This is a genomic window from Micromonospora sp. C28ISP2-4, from assembly GCF_030519385.1.
Classification (GTDB): domain Bacteria; phylum Actinomycetota; class Actinomycetes; order Mycobacteriales; family Micromonosporaceae; genus Micromonospora; species Micromonospora tulbaghiae.
Genome location: NZ_JAUMKG010000007.1, coordinates 304,726 through 318,459, shown reverse-complemented (window position 1 = coordinate 318,459; position 13,734 = coordinate 304,726). Strand labels below are relative to the sequence as shown.

Annotated in this window: 12 protein-coding genes; 4 read left to right on the top strand and 8 right to left on the bottom strand. The window is 74.4% G+C overall.

The features are described 5' to 3' along the window. Positions 1 to 36 precede the first annotated feature (36 nt). Positions 37 to 1,629 carry a GMC family oxidoreductase gene (locus tag Q3W68_RS24950; protein ID WP_302907769.1) on the top strand — a complete coding sequence of 531 codons (1,593 nt, stop codon included), beginning with the start codon at positions 37 to 39 and terminating at the stop codon, positions 1,627 to 1,629. A gap of 57 nt (positions 1,630 to 1,686) precedes the next feature. On the opposite strand, the gene Q3W68_RS24945 is transcribed toward Q3W68_RS24950, so the two are convergent. The 4 genes from Q3W68_RS24945 to Q3W68_RS24930 all read right to left on the bottom strand — a co-directional run bounded on the left by Q3W68_RS24945 (position 1,687) and on the right by Q3W68_RS24930 (position 6,377). Beyond that, positions 1,687 to 2,490: an alpha/beta fold hydrolase gene (locus tag Q3W68_RS24945; RefSeq protein WP_302907768.1), complete on the bottom strand. Its 804-nt coding sequence runs from the start codon at positions 2,488 to 2,490 to the stop codon at positions 1,687 to 1,689. Between the two features lie 165 nt (positions 2,491 to 2,655). Then, positions 2,656 to 2,919: a DUF6244 family protein gene (locus Q3W68_RS24940; RefSeq protein ID WP_073830945.1), complete on the bottom strand. Its 264-nt coding sequence runs from the start codon at positions 2,917 to 2,919 to the stop codon at positions 2,656 to 2,658. 153 nt (positions 2,920 to 3,072) lie between these two features. Continuing rightward, entirely contained in the window at positions 3,073 to 3,864 is a 792-nt protein-coding gene (locus Q3W68_RS24935; RefSeq protein ID WP_302907767.1) for a hypothetical protein, read from the bottom strand. Then, a complete protein-coding gene (locus Q3W68_RS24930; protein ID WP_302907766.1) occupies positions 3,861 to 6,377 on the bottom strand; it encodes an FtsK/SpoIIIE domain-containing protein in 2,517 nt (838 codons plus the stop codon). Before Q3W68_RS24930 ends, Q3W68_RS24935 begins: the two co-directional genes overlap by 4 nt. Before the next feature lie 183 nt (positions 6,378 to 6,560). Here Q3W68_RS24930 and Q3W68_RS24925 point away from each other — a divergent pair, with 183 nt between their 5' ends. After that, entirely contained in the window at positions 6,561 to 7,973 is a 1,413-nt protein-coding gene (locus Q3W68_RS24925) for an alkaline phosphatase PhoX (RefSeq protein WP_302907765.1), read from the top strand. A gap of 56 nt (positions 7,974 to 8,029) precedes the next feature. Here the strand turns inward: Q3W68_RS24925 and Q3W68_RS24920 are convergent, their stop codons facing one another. The 3 genes from Q3W68_RS24920 to Q3W68_RS24910 form a co-directional block, all read right to left on the bottom strand. Further along, positions 8,030 to 8,431, bottom strand: a complete 402-nt coding sequence (locus Q3W68_RS24920; protein ID WP_121686179.1) for a hypothetical protein — start codon at positions 8,429 to 8,431, stop codon at positions 8,030 to 8,032. Continuing rightward, positions 8,428 to 8,739 (bottom strand): hypothetical protein, encoded by a 312-nt coding sequence (locus tag Q3W68_RS24915; RefSeq protein ID WP_302907764.1) that lies wholly within the window; start codon positions 8,737 to 8,739, stop codon positions 8,428 to 8,430. Before Q3W68_RS24915 ends, Q3W68_RS24920 begins: the two co-directional genes overlap by 4 nt. Before the next feature lie 90 nt (positions 8,740 to 8,829). Next, positions 8,830 to 9,423, bottom strand: coding sequence for a TetR/AcrR family transcriptional regulator (locus Q3W68_RS24910; protein WP_302907763.1), 594 nt, complete (start codon positions 9,421 to 9,423; stop codon positions 8,830 to 8,832). Positions 9,424 to 9,607: 184 nt separating this feature from the next. Between Q3W68_RS24910 and Q3W68_RS24905 the strand changes: the two genes are divergently transcribed. Then, a complete protein-coding gene (locus tag Q3W68_RS24905) occupies positions 9,608 to 11,068 on the top strand; it encodes an MFS transporter (RefSeq protein ID WP_302907762.1) in 1,461 nt (486 codons plus the stop codon). 66 nt (positions 11,069 to 11,134) lie between these two features. On the opposite strand, the gene Q3W68_RS24900 is transcribed toward Q3W68_RS24905, so the two are convergent. Further along, positions 11,135 to 11,917, bottom strand: coding sequence for an SGNH/GDSL hydrolase family protein (locus Q3W68_RS24900; protein ID WP_302907761.1), 783 nt, complete (start codon positions 11,915 to 11,917; stop codon positions 11,135 to 11,137). Between the two features lie 197 nt (positions 11,918 to 12,114). Between Q3W68_RS24900 and Q3W68_RS24895 the strand changes: the two genes are divergently transcribed. Then, the gene (locus tag Q3W68_RS24895; protein WP_302907759.1) at positions 12,115 to 13,650 is read left to right on the top strand and encodes a M1 family metallopeptidase; all 1,536 of its coding nucleotides are present in this window, start codon (positions 12,115 to 12,117) and stop codon (positions 13,648 to 13,650) included. Positions 13,651 to 13,734 lie beyond the last annotated feature (84 nt).

Genomic DNA, 13,734 nt, shown 5'->3' with positions numbered 1-13,734 from the left:
TACTGTCGGAGGGATTCTCATGAGTGGGGGTCCCCTGTGGAGGAATTCGACTACGTCGTGGTGGGGGCCGGCGCGGCGGGATGCGTGCTGGCCAACCGGCTCACCGAGGATCCGGGGACGCGGGTGCTGCTGCTGGAGGCGGGCGGCTGGGACCGCAGCCCGTACGTGCGGGTGCCGAAGGCGTTCTCCCGGCTGATGGACGACCGGCGCACCGCCTGGCACTACCCGGCCACCACCGGGCCGGGCCGCCAGGAGATCTGGCAGCGCGGGCGGATGATCGGCGGCTCGACGTCGGTCAACGGCATGATCTGGAGCCGCGGCGCGGCGCGGGACTGGGACGCCCTCGCACCGCTGGGCTGGGGCTGGTCGGTCATGGGCCGGGTGTTCCCGCAGTTGGAGGACCATCCGCTCGGGCCCGCGCCGCACCGGGGCACGGGCGGCCCGGTGCGGCTGTCCATCGCCACCGGCACCGACCCCCTGGCGGAGGAGATGGTCGCGACCGGCGCCGAGCTGGGCTGGCGCCACGCCGACGACCTGGACGCCCACGACGACGAACGGATCGGCTACCCCACCGCCACCATCCACGCCGGACGCCGCGTCAGCGCCGCCGACGCGTTCCTGCACCCGGTGCGGCGCCGGCCCAACCTGACAGTGGAGGTCGGCGCCGTCGTCCTTCGGGTGCTCGTCGAGGGCGGCCGGGCGGTCGGCGTACGGGTGGCACGCGACGGCGGGGAGGTCGAGTACCGGGCAGCAGGCGAGGTCATCCTCGCCGCGGGCGCCCTCGCCACCCCGCACCTGTTGCAGGTCTCCGGCATCGGGCCGGCGGACACGCTGCGCGCGGCGGGGGTGCCGGTGCTGCTGGACCGGCCCCGGGTCGGCGCGGGACTGCGCGAGCACCGCTCGATGGTGCTGCAGTACCGCCTCACCGAGCCCGGCGGCCACAACATGACCATCGGCAGCCCGCTCGGGCAGGCCCGGGCGACGCTGCGCTGGCTGCTCACCCGGGGCGGCCCGCTCGCCCTGCCGGTGCTCGACGTGGCGGCCCACCTCAAGTCCCGCCCGGAGCTGGAACGTCCGGACGCGCACCTGCTGATGGCGCCGTTCTCGGCCGCCCCGCCGCGCCCCGGCAAGGCCCTCGAACTGGAACGGGAGCCGGGCGTGATGTGCCTGGGCACCGTCACGCGGCCGGACAGCGAGGGCAGCCTGGCGATCACCGACGCGGACCCGCGTACGCCGCCGGCCATCGTGGCGAACTACCTCGCCACCGAGCACGACCGGCGGGTGGCGGCGGACCTGTTCCGCCGGATGCGGGAGTTCTTCGGCACCGGTCCGATCGCGAAGCGGATCCGGGCCGAGACGGTGCCCGGGACGGCGGCCACCACCGACGCGGAGATCGTCGAGGCGGCAGTGGCGCGCGGCTACTGCGGCTATCACGCGATCGGCACCTGCGCGATGGGCGCCGGCGACGAGCACGTGGTCGATCCGCGGTTGCGGGTACGCGGCGTGGACGGGCTGCGGGTGGTCGACGCGTCGGTGCTGCCGGTGATGGTGGCCGGCTGGACCAGCGCCCCGGTGACCGCGCTGGCCTGGCGGGCCGCCGACCTGATCACGGGACGGGCCGCGGACTGAGCGACGGCCCGGCCGGACGTGCCCGGGCCCGCCGTCACGCGGGCCCGGGCACGTGTGTCAGACAGCGAGGCAGCTCGGCTGGACCGGGGCGCCGGCGAGCACCTGGCGCACCGCCGTGTACGTGGTGCCGTCCAGCACCAGCCCCAGATGGCCGACCACCCGCAGCGGACACCACGCCTGCACCAGGATGTTCGTCGCGCCGTCGGCGAGGACGGCGTTGGCCACCGGCCGGACCAGCTCGTCCTGCCAGGTGCGCACCGTGGCCCAGCGCACGGGGCCGGGCGTGTCGTCCCCGGCGTTGAGGTCGGCCAGGAAGCTCGACCCGATGGTCATCTGCTGGCAGGCGATCACCCCGGCGCAGCTGCCCAGCCCGAGGACGGCGACCAGGTTCGCGACGTACGTGCCGTACTGCGGGCTGCCCAGGCTGACGTACTGGTCGACGACGGCCGCGCCGCCGAGGTACTTGACGTACCAGCGGCTGACCAGGCCACCCTCGGAGTGGCCGACCAGGTCGACCCGGGCCGCGCCGGTGGCGGCGCGCACCCGGTCCACGTAGGACGACAACGCCCGGGCGGACTCGCGGATGTCGCCGAGGCCGAGGTTCGGCAACTGGAAGATCGAGACCCGGTAGCCGTCGGCGCGCAGCCGCCCGGCGATCGGCTCGTACGCGATGGAGATTCCACTCAGGCCACCGACCACGATCACCGGGTCGGCGGCCGCGGCGGCGGCCCGTTCCGCGGCGGTGGCGACGGTGGCCGTGTCCGACGGGGCGGCGGGTTCCGCGGCGGCGGCCTGAGCGGCGGCCGGGACGAGCAGGACGGTGGCGGCGGTGGTGGCGGCCAGGATCGTTCGGAGCAGCATGGGCTGCACCTCCGGGGGGAGGCATCCGGGCGGGCCCGGGGGGACGGGTGGGATCCGATCGATCGTGGACACGATGATGCGTGTCCGATTTCACACACGTCAATGGAAAGTTACGCAGCGGTAGCCCTTGTCGCGCCCTCCGCGCAAACCGGCATGCCGACCGGCTCAGTTGCCCAGCGCCTGGACCTTCGCGATGGTCTCCTGCACGTGCTGCCGGGCCGGCTCCCCGCCCTGCGCGGCCTGCGCCAGCGCCTGCCGGTAGGAGTCGATGGCGCCGATCAGCGGGCCCGCAGTGGCCCCCTCCAGCGCCCCCGCCACCAGCGCCCGCGCCTCGGCCGCGTCCTGCGCGGCAGCTGCGGTGCGCGCCTTGGCCTCGTCCAGCTTCTGTGCCGCCGCCGCCAGCCTGGCGATGATCTCCGCCGCGCTCACACACCCTCCCCCAGCTCACCGACCCCGCGCGAAGCCTACCGCCCCCTCCCACCCCCCACCTTCGCGATCTTGCACTTCCCGCCCGCCCGAAAGCCACAATTGCCGCATCGCAGGGGCCGAAAGTCCATGATCGACGGCGCGGTGAGGGCAGGGTCAGCGCAGGAGGCGGAACAGGAGCAGGTAGAGGCAGAAGAAGGACGGGGAGACCAGCGCGCAGATCACGAAACCCAGCGGCACGTAGCGCCCGGGCGGCGGCGCGTCGCCCTCCACCGCCGGGCGGCCCCAGCGGGCGAGCACGACCTGACCGGCCACGAAGGACATCAACGGCACACCCGCGCAGGACAACGCCGCCACCAGGTCCAGCCCGGTCACCGGCAGCGACGAACCCACTATCGCGATCAGCATCAGCAGCGAGCCGACCAGCGCGCAGCCCGCGTACACCACCACCGCCCGCGCCGGCGCGGACCAGGTCGGCAGCAGCACCGGCGTGCGGGCCAGCGCGTCGGCCTGCTGCCCGTACCCGTCGGCCTCCTCGGCGAGCCGCCCCGCCGCCGCAAGCTCCGCCGCCGGGTCGCCGGCCCGCGGCGCCGGAACACCCCCCGAGGGGTACGCCCCGACGTCCGGCCGCCCCGGCGCGTCGGCTGCGCCGCCGGTCACCCCGTCCCCCGGTCCGGGCGCGGGACCCGGCGCTCCCCCACCGGCCACCGTCACCGGTGCCGGTGCCGGTGTCGGCGCCTCCGCCGGGACCGAGGTCATCGGCACGCCGATCGCCTGCCCGAGCCGGTCGAGGTGCTGCCCCTGGGCGGCGAGCCGCTGCCCGAGCGTGTCGACGGCGGTCTGGAGGTTACGGCGGCGCTCCGCCTCGGCCGCGATCTCCCGCTCACCGCCGCGCTGCCGGGTGGACAGCTCCCGCAGCAGCGCCGCGTACTCGTCGAATCCACTCATGCGCTGTCCCCCCCGGCCGCGAACGGCACGATCAGCGCGGTGCGGTGCTCGTGCCGGTCGACGAGCAGGGCGCGCCCGTCGCGCGGGACGTAGGCGAGGTCGTGCACGCCGAGGTGCAGGCCCAGGTCGGCGGCGGCAACGTTCAGCGCGACGAGCGCGGTCACGTCGTCGCGGTGCCCGCTGCCGCCGAGGTCGTCGGCGAGCCGGCGCAGCCCGCGCCACCAGCCGAGCACGTGCACACCGTGCGACGGGCCCTGGCGCAGCACGGCGCGCAGGTCGTCGTACCCGGATCGGAACGTCGCCGGGTCGGAGGCGGCGAGCGCCGTGGCGGCGGCGTCCATCCCGAACACCACCAGGTACGTGCGCCCGGCGGCCGGGGCGTCGCCGGTTGCGGCCTCGGCGAGCTGGGCGCGCAGCGCGCCGGCGTCGAGGCGCCGGACCGGGTGCCCGGCGGCGGCGAGCGTCATGGCCAGGTCGTCGGCGGCGTCGGTGGTGCCGGGCGCGAGCGGCGCGAACAGGAACCGGGCGGTGCCGGGTGTGTGCTGGCGGGCCAGGGACAGGGTGGCCGACCGGAGCACGTCCGCGCCGGCCGCCACGGTGCCGACCACCGCGAGGTGCCGGCCCGGGCCGGCGTCGAGCGCGAACCCGGCCGGGCTGCCGGGAACGTCGACCATGCGGCCGACGAGCGCGTACGGCGGGTCGGTGCCGGGCGTCAGCGCCGTCCACCCGGGATCGTCGGTGAGCCGGGGCGTCTCGTGTCCCCGGAAGACGGCAGGTGGGCGCGACCCGGCCGGGCGGGCCGCGTGCAGTTCGTGGCGCAGGGCGGTGAGGTCGGCCGAGGCGGCGTGCGCGTCGGGGAACCGCACCTCGACGTCCGAGCCGGGCGCGCCCGCGCCGGTGTTCACCACTGCGGTGCCGACCGTGAGGCCGCGTGCGGCGTCGTTGCGCGGGTCCAGCACGGCGTCGCCGCCTGGTAGCGCGATCCGCAGCGGGAACTGCCCGAAGATGGCCTCGGCCCGGCCGTAGAGCGCCTCGATGCCGGTGGTGCTCTGGCTCGCCAGCACCAGGTGCAGGCCGTACGAGCGGCCCTTGCGGGCCAGCTCCTCGATCAGGTCGACCGCCTGGCGGGCCAGCGCGTCGTTACCGGCGAACAGCACATGGAACTCGTCGACGACTGTGACGATCCGGGGCGGCCGGGCGTTCGGCGGCAGGTCGGCCAGGCGGCTGACCCCGTGCCGTTTGAGCAGGTCGGCGCGGCGGCCCAGTTCGGCGCGCAGCTCGCGCAGCACCGCCACGCCGTACTCGCGGTCGGACTCGATGCCCACCGCGTCGGCGTGCGGCAGCCAGGACGGGTCGCGGTCGGTGGGCACGAACTCGGTGAAGCTGACGCCTTCCTTGAAGTCGAGCAGCATCAGCCGCAGCTCGGCCGGGGAGTAGCGGGCGGCCAGCCCGTAGAGCACGTCGAGCAGCAGGACGGTCTTGCCGGCGCCGGTCCGCCCGCCGATCAGCCAGTGCGGGGTGGCGTCGTCGAACGCCACGCTCAGCGGCCGGCGGCCGGCCCGGCCGAGCACGGTACGCAGCCCGGAGGCGGCGGACCCGGCCCAGCGCTGCGCGGGCAGCAGGTCGGCGAACGTGACGCCGTCCTGGCCGGCGGCCTCGGCGTACCGGCGGGCCAGCGCGGTCACGGTGGCGTGCGACGGGTCGCCGTCGAGCACCACGGGCGCGGCCAGCCCGCTGCCGTCGGTGCTGAACGGGCGCCCGGGCGGGTCGCCGACGAGCGTGTACCGCTCGGTGACGCGCAGCTGGGTGGTGGCGCCCAGCGGCGGCGCGGCGGACGGCCCGACCGGTGGGTGGCCGGCCAGCAGCACGCAGACCGCAGCGGCCGGGCCGGCGTGGGTGAGCGCGGCCAGGCGGGCGAGTTCCCGGGGCGGCGGCGCGGACGCGGCGACCACCACCAGCAGGTCGCGGTCCTCCGGCGCTGATCGCTGGGCGGTACGCGCGTGCCGCTCGGCCAGGTCGAGCAGGGCCGTCGTCTCCGCCTCGGTGGTCGCCGTCGCGGCGAGCACCCCGGCGTCGTGCAGCGGGCGCAGCGGCAGGAACGCCGCGCCGAAGGCGGCCTGGTCGATGCCGGCCACCCGGATCGCACCGGCCGGCGCGGCGGTCAGCAGCCGTACCACCACCGCCCGCAGCAGTTCGCCGACGCGCGGGTCGCGGGCGTCCGCGTCGACAGCCAGGTGCGCGCCCGCGCCCACCGGCACGAGCACCGGGAACGCGCCGTCGACTGTGGTCGCCGCGCCGAGGCGTACCGGAACGGGGTGGGTCGCGACGCGGGCCGTGCCGGGCACCGCGGCGGCCAGCTCACCGCCGAGGCGGGCCAGCCGCGCGACCAGCTCGGGGCTGCCCACGGGCGCCGGGCCCGCGGCGCCCAGCAGCCGCCGGGCCGCCTCCCAGTGCCGCACCGCCCGTCGATGCCGATCGACCGCCTGCCGGTACGCCGCCGCGAGTCTGCCCACCGTCCGCCCTCCGACGTTTGCGATCGAGGGGAACCCTAACGGACGCGCGCCGCACCGGCACGGGGCGCTCCGCACCGGGGATTCGCCCACTGTTCACCCGGGGCCGGACGGGTGCGCCGCCCGCTGTTCCCCCGGCCCGGCTTGCCTTCCCCCAGGCAACCGTGCGCACAGGAAGGCGACGACGTGACCACCTCACCTCTTTCCCGGCGGTCCCTGCTGCGCGGCGGCGCGGCCGGCGGACTCGGCATCGTGGTGGCCGGCAGCCTGGAGGCCATCGCCGGCCCGGCCGCCGCCCGGCCCGCGTGCCGTCCCGCCGTCGGCTACGGCGACCTGGCGCCGGACCCGGCGGGCCTGCTGGCGCTGCCGCCCGGCTTCTCGTACACAGTCGTCGCGCAGGCGGGCGCGACGCTGCTGGAGTCCGGGCAGCCCACCCCCAGCGACGCCGACGGCACCGGCTGCTTCCGCGGCCCGCACGGCTCGGTGCTGGTGAACAACCACGAGATCGGCGGCGACGAGCCGTACCCGGTGCCGGCGCTGCCGGGCCTCACCTACGACCCGGGCGCCCGCGGCGGCACCACCACCATCGAGGTGGACCGGCACGGGCGGCGGCTGCGCGAATACGTCAGCGTGGCCGGCACGCTCGACAACTGCGCCGGTGGCATCACCCCGTGGGGCACGTGGCTGACCTGCGAGGAGACCGAGCAGCGGGCCGGCGGGCGGTATCTGAAGGACCACGGGTACGTCTTCGAGGTCGACCCGCACGACAGGTCCGCCAACACCGACCCGGTGCCGCTGGCGTTCCTCGGCCGGTACTCGCACGAGGCGGTGGCCGTCGACCCGTACACCCATTCGATCTACCTGACCGAGGACGCGAGCGGGCCGAACGGCCTGTACTTCCGGTGGACGCCGCCGCCCGGCTTCCGGGCCGGCAAGGGCGCGCTGCGGGCGCTGGCCCAGCGGCCCGACGGCGGGACCGCCGGGAGCCTCGCCGCGATGCGCTGCCTGCGCGGCGACGACCACGTGGCCGACCTGTCCGAGGCCACCACCCCCGGAACCCGCTACCGGGTCCAGTGGGTCGAGGTGCCGGACCGCGACGCCCGCACCGTGTCGGTACGCAAGCAGTTCACCGACGCCGAGGTGACCCGCAGCCGCAAGCTGGAGGGCGCCTGGTGGGGCGACGGCGGCGCGTACTTCGTGGCCAGCTACGCCCGCCGCGACGACGGCAGCGCGAACGAGCACGACGGGCAGGTGTGGTTCTACGACCCGCGCCGGCAGACGGTCACGTTGAAGACCATCTTCGGGGTGAACACCGACCCGGAGGCCGACCACGGCAACTACGACGGGCCGGACAACATCACCGTCTCGCCGTACGGCGGGGTGATCCTGGCCGAGGACGGCGAGGGCGTGTCGCACCTGGTCGGCGTCACCGAGCAGGGCAAGGCGTACCCGCTGGCCCGCAACGAACTCAACGACAGCGAGTTCACCGGGCCGACGTTCAGCGCGGACGGGAAGACGCTGTTCGCCAACATCCAGTCGCCGGGGTACGTGTTCGCGATCACCGGACCGTGGGGGCGGCCAGGCAACGGGCACCGCTGACGGGACTGCGAGCCGCCGGCGGTTCCCGGGTGGGAGCCGCCGGCCGGCACATCGGGTCAGCCGGGAAAGGCGATGACGGGAAGGTCTCCCCCGTCGCCGTAGGCCTTGCCCTCGCTGGTCAGCACACTTGCGTCATGGTCGAGAACAGCCATCACCGCTGCCGCGAGGTCGACCCGGCCCGTGATCCTGCGCCAGTAGGCCAACTCCTGCCAGTCCTCGCCCCAGGTCGGCAGAACCGCGCAGGCGGGACGTTCCAACAGCCGGTGCAGCACCGCGCGGTCGCCCGGTTCGTCGATCACCGCCAAGGCCTCGGCCACGACGACCGCCGGCACGCCGAAGCGCACCCCGTCGTGCGCGACCTCGTGCAGCGGCTCGGCCACATGCATCGAACCGGCCACGTAGCCGACCAACGCCGACCGGTCCAGCACCAGGCGGACCGGCGGTTCCTCAGTGGTCATGCCGCCGGTGCCTGACGGTCGGTCTCGCCGACCATCTCCCGTGCCGCCCGGCGCGAACGCTCCCGCAGAGCCTGGCGGCGACCGGGTGACCACTCCTGCTCCACCTGCGCGCGCTGCACCCGGGCTCGTGCACGACCCTGGGCGGAAACGGTCATCCCGCGCAGGGCGAACTCGGCATCGAGGTCCTCGGCGCGCATCCGCGCCCGCACGGCGTCGACGACGTAGGCGCTGGCGTTCGGCTCGCGTTCCAAACGCTCCGCGACGTCCGCAGGCAACGAGAACGACTTCTTGCTCACCGATCCGGTCACACCCAGGATGCTATCGGATCGCACCAGCGGAGGACTGCGACACGCGGGATCATCGCGACGGAATCTCCCAGGCGGGCATCTTCGGCCATGCTAGGCCCGCGTCGATTCCGCTCCGGTCCGCGCACGCAGGCCGTCCAGCGCGATGGCCAGGACACGGTCGCGCTGGGCCGGGTCCGGGAACTGGTACGCGGCGAGCCCGCTGATCAGCCGGATCACGTCGTCGAAGCCGGCGTCCGGCCGGGCTTCCCCGGCGGCCTGGGCGCGCCGCAGCAGCGGCTCGCCGGTCGCGTAGATCTCGGTACGGCAGCTGCGGAACACCTCGGAGTCGTGCACCAGTTCCTCGGCCAGCGCCCGCTTGGTGGCCACGTAGGCGACGAACCGGTGCAGCCAGCCGACCAGGGCGTCCCAGGGCGGCTCGTCGGCCAGGTCGTCGGCGGAGGCGCTGAGCGCGCGCACCTCCTCGACGTAGACCGCCTCGAACAGGTCCCGCCGCGTCGGGAAGTTGCGGTAGAGCGTGCCGATGCCGACGCCGGCCCGGCGGGCGATCTCCTCCAGCGACGCGCCCGCGCCGTGCTCGCCGAAGACCTCGCGGGCGGCGGCGATCAGCGCATCGTAGTTGCGGCGGGCGTCGGCCCGCTTGGGGCGGCGGGAGAAGACCTCACCGGGCACGTCGGCGTCGGTCATGACGCGCGTCACCCCTTCCGTCTTGCAACCGGAGGCAACCCTCCGCTAGGTTAGTGGAGGCAAGCCTCCGGTTACTGACCGGAGCCACCCCTCCGGATAGCGTACTCCGGACGTCCGGCCGCCACCGCCGCAGGACCGCGCGAGCGGCCACCACTCTCGTACCGAAAACGGGGAGTTCTCCCACATGATCCACTCATCCCGGCGCGGGTCGCGCCGGATCACATTCCTCGTGCTGGCCGCCGGCACCGGATTCTTCGCGATGCTCCAGTCGCTGATCACGCCGGTGCTGCCCACCATCCAGCACGACCTGCACACCTCGCCCAACACGGTGACCTGGGTGCTCACCGCGTACCTGCTCTCCGCGTCAATCTTCACGCCGATCGTCGGCCGCATCGGCGACATGGTCGGCAAGGAAAAGACGCTCGTCTTCTCGCTCGCCGCGCTGGCGCTGGGCTGCCTGCTGGCGGCAGTGGCGCCCAGCATCGGCGTGCTGATCGCCGCCCGCGTGGTGCAGGGCATCGGCGGCGCCGTCTTCCCGCTGTCGTTCGGCATCATCCGCGACGAGTTCCCGGCCGCCCGGGTCAGCTCGGCGGTGGCGTCGATCTCCGCGGTCGTGGCCGTCGGCGGCGGGCTGGGCGTGGTGCTGGCCGGCCCGATCGTGGCCACCCTGGGTTACCGGTGGCTGTTCTGGATCCCGCTGGTGGTGGTGGGGCTGACCGCGCTCGCCGCACACCGGTTCGTGCCGCGCTCGCCGGTACGCACCCCGGGCCGGATCAACTGGCTCAGCGCCGTACTCCTGTCCGGCTGGCTGGTGGCGCTGCTGCTGCCGGTCAGCAAGGGCGCCGCGTGGGGCTGGGACTCCGGCCGGGTGGTCGGGCTGCTGGCGCTGGCCGCGGTGCTCGCGGTCGCCTGGCTGGTGACCGAGGCCCGTGCCGCGAACCCGCTGATCGACCTGCGGATGATGCGCCTGCCGGCGGTCTGGACCACGAACCTCGTCGGGCTGCTCTACGGCGCCTCGATGTTCGCCGTCTACGCGTTCCTGCCGCAGTTCGCGCAGATCCCGACCAGCGCCGGTTACGGGTTCGGCGCCAGCGTCACCCAGGCCGGGCTGCTGATGCTGCCGATGCTCGTCGGCATGTTCGTGGCCGGACTGCTGGCCGGACGGCTGGAGTCCCGGTTCAGCGCCAAGGCGCAGCTGAGCACCGGCGCGGTGTTCAACGTGGCGGCCGCCGCCATGCTGACCGTCGCGCACGACACCCGCTGGCAGGTCGGAATCGCCGGTGGCCTGGTGGGCCTCGGCATCGGGCTGGCGTTCGCCTCGATGGCCAACCTGATCGTGGCGAACGTGCCGGCCGGGCAGACCGGCGCGGCGACCGGCATGAACGCCAACATCCGTACCATCGGCGGCGCGATCGGCGCGGCGCTCGCCAGTGCCGTGATCACCGCGAATCCGCAGCCGAGCGGGCTGCCCCGGGAGGCCGGTTTCACTGCGGGCTTCCTGCTGCTCACCGGCATCTCGGTGGCTGCGGCGCTGGCCGCGCTCGCCGTACCCTCCGGCCGCCGCCGGTGGCCCCGGCGGCGCATCGGCCCGGCGGTGCCGGATCTGGCGCCGGTGCCGGCCGCGGAGCTGGCCCCGGCCCGCTGAACCCAGGGGGTACGAGCAGACGGGAGCCCCGCCCGGCGCGTGCCGGGCGGGGCTCCGCCGTGCCGGTCAGCCGATCGCGGCGGTCAGCGCGGCCAGGTAGCCGTAGCGGTAGCCGTCGGCGTTCGGGTGGTACGCCTCGATGACGCCGCTGACGTCACGGATCCACGGGTCGGCGGCGCACACGCCGTGCCCGGCGAAGAACGGCCGCGCGTCGACGAAGGTTCCACCGGCGGCGGCCCGGCCGGAGATGACGCCGTTGAGCGTGTCGGCGGCCTGGTTGAGGATGGTGCGCTTGTAGCTGCTCATGGCGAGCAGTCCACAGGAGCCGGTCTCGAACAGCCGCGGGTAGCCGAGCACCACCAGCCGGGCGTTCGGGGCCCGGTTGCGGATCGCGGCGTACGTGGCGTCGAGCCGGCCCGGCAGCGTCGCGGTGGCGAACGCCTTGGACTGGTTGACCGCGCTCTCGCAGCTCGACGTGCTGCCGAAGCGGCAACTGGTCATCACGTCGGCGAAACCGGCGTCGTTGCCGCCGATGGTGATGGTGACCAGCGTGGTGCTGCTGCTGAGCTGGCCCACCTGGTTGTTCAGGACGTCGGCGGTGACCGCGCCGCCGCAGGCCGGGAACTTGAAGCTGGTGACCGAGTGGGCCGCGGCCCAGAGCGGGGCGTACGACTTCTGGCTGCGCAGGCAGCTGGACAGGTCGTACGGACCGGCGCCGACCCCGGAGGAGTAGGAGTCGCCGAGGGCGACGTAGTTGACGGTGGCCGCCCGGGCGGCACCGGGCAGGAGCACGGCGCCGAGAACGGCCGCCAGTACGGCGGCGAGCGCGGTACGGACGCGACGGGACATGACAGAGCCTCCACGGGGCAGGGGTGGTGGAGCCCGTTGACCGCGCGCGTGGCCGAGGGATCGGTGCTGTTACTGGTCGGTAATGCTATCGAAACATTCGCAAGAATTGAATAGCCGAGATCGGCCAGGTGGGACAGATATGTTCACATGTGTCGATTAGTTTGGCGGTGACGACACCCGACGGAGGGAGTCCCACCGTGCGACGCGCACTCACGGCGGCCATCGCCGCCCTCACCCTCACCGCGACCGGCACCGCAGTGACCGGCGCACCCGCCCAGGCCGTCCCCGGCGGATGGGGCCGGCCGCAACCCGCGGCGGCCACCCCGACGCCGGGCAGCCCCGGCCTGGGCGACAGCTACTTCCCCGACTACGGCAACGGCGGCTACGACGTCGGCCACTACGACATACGGCTGCGCTACGAGCCGGCCACCGACCGGCTCAGCGGCACCACGACGATCCTCGCCACCGCCACCAAGGACCTGTCCCGGCTCAACCTGGACTTCGCACTCGACGTCCAGTCGGTGCGGGTGAACGGGTGGGTCGCCGGCTTCGCCCGGGCGGGCGACCACGAGCTGGTGATCACCCCGGCGCGGCCGCTGGCGAAGGGTCAGCAGCTCACCGTCGTGGTGAAGTACGCCGGCGTGCCGTCGCAGACCACCGTCTACGGCTACACCGCCTGGACCCGTACCGCCGACGGGGCACTGGCGGTCAACGAGCCCGAGTCGGCCTGGTGGTGGTACCCGAGCAACGACCACCCGAAGGACAAGGCCACCTGGGACATCTCGGTGTCGGTGCCCACCGGCGTCGAGGTGATCAGCAACGGCGTGCAGCCGCGCGACCCGCTGCCCGAGGCCGGCAACCGCACCCGGTGGAGCTGGCGCAGCGTCAAACCCGGCGCCACGTACCAGGCGTTCCTCGCCATCGGTCAGTACGACATCGTCACCGACACCGCGCCGAACGGGCAGCCGGTGGTTAACGCGTACAGCACCACGCTCGGCGAGCGCCTGCCGGCCGCGCGGGCCAGCATCGAACGCACCGCCGAGATCGTCGACTGGGAGAGCGGGCTGTTCGGCCCGTACCCGTTCGAGGCGCAGGGCGGCGTGGCGGGACCGGTCGACGGCATCGGGTTCGCGCTGGAGACGCAGACCCGCCCGGTGTACGGGCCCGGTTTCTGGCGGCGCGGCGCCAACCCGTACGTGGTGGTGCACGAGAACGCCCACCAGTGGTTCGGCGACTCCGTGTCGGTGGCCGACTGGCGGCACATCTGGCTCAACGAGGGCTTCGCCTCGTACGCCGAGTGGCTCTGGTCGGAGGAGCAGGGCGAGGGAACCGCTCAGGAGCTGTTCGACTTCACCTACGACAGCTACCCGGCCGACTCCGAGTTCTGGCAGGTGCGTCCCGGCGACCCGGGCCCGAGCGGGATCTTCGACGACGCCGTCTACGACCGGGGCGCGATGGCGCTGCACCAGATCCGGCTCGCCGTCGGCGACGCGGCGTTCTTCCGCATCCTGCGCACCTGGACCGCCAAGCGGCAGTACGGCAACGGCACCCTCGCACAGTTCCAGGCGCTCGCCGAGCGGATCTCCGGGCGGGATCTCGACGAGGTGTTCACCACCTGGCTGTTCACGCCCGGCCGGCCCGACGTGGTCACCGCCGCGCGGACGACCGCCGCGCCGGCACAGCCCGCCTCGTGGGCGAAGATCCGGGCGGCGCACGACCTGCTCGGCCGCTGACCCCCGCCGCCGCGCGGACGACGCCCCGCGCGGACGCCGCGCCGCGCGGACGCCGCGCCGCGCGGACGCCGCGCCGGGCGGCGG

Excerpts from the sequence above, each read along its gene's own strand:
- Q3W68_RS24945 (WP_302907768.1), bottom strand. The coding sequence starts at position 2,490 with ATGCTGCTCCGAACGATCCTGGCCGCCACCACCGCCGCCACCGTCCTG.
- Q3W68_RS24935 (WP_302907767.1), bottom strand. The coding sequence starts at position 3,864 with ATGAGTGGATTCGACGAGTACGCGGCGCTGCTGCGGGAGCTGTCCACC.
- Q3W68_RS24920 (WP_121686179.1), bottom strand. The coding sequence starts at position 8,431 with ATGACCACTGAGGAACCGCCGGTCCGCCTGGTGCTGGACCGGTCGGCG.
- Q3W68_RS24910 (WP_302907763.1), bottom strand. The coding sequence starts at position 9,423 with ATGACCGACGCCGACGTGCCCGGTGAGGTCTTCTCCCGCCGCCCCAAG.
- Q3W68_RS24905 (WP_302907762.1), top strand. The coding sequence starts at position 9,608 with ATGATCCACTCATCCCGGCGCGGGTCGCGCCGGATCACATTCCTCGTG.
- Q3W68_RS24900 (WP_302907761.1), bottom strand. The coding sequence starts at position 11,917 with ATGTCCCGTCGCGTCCGTACCGCGCTCGCCGCCGTACTGGCGGCCGTT.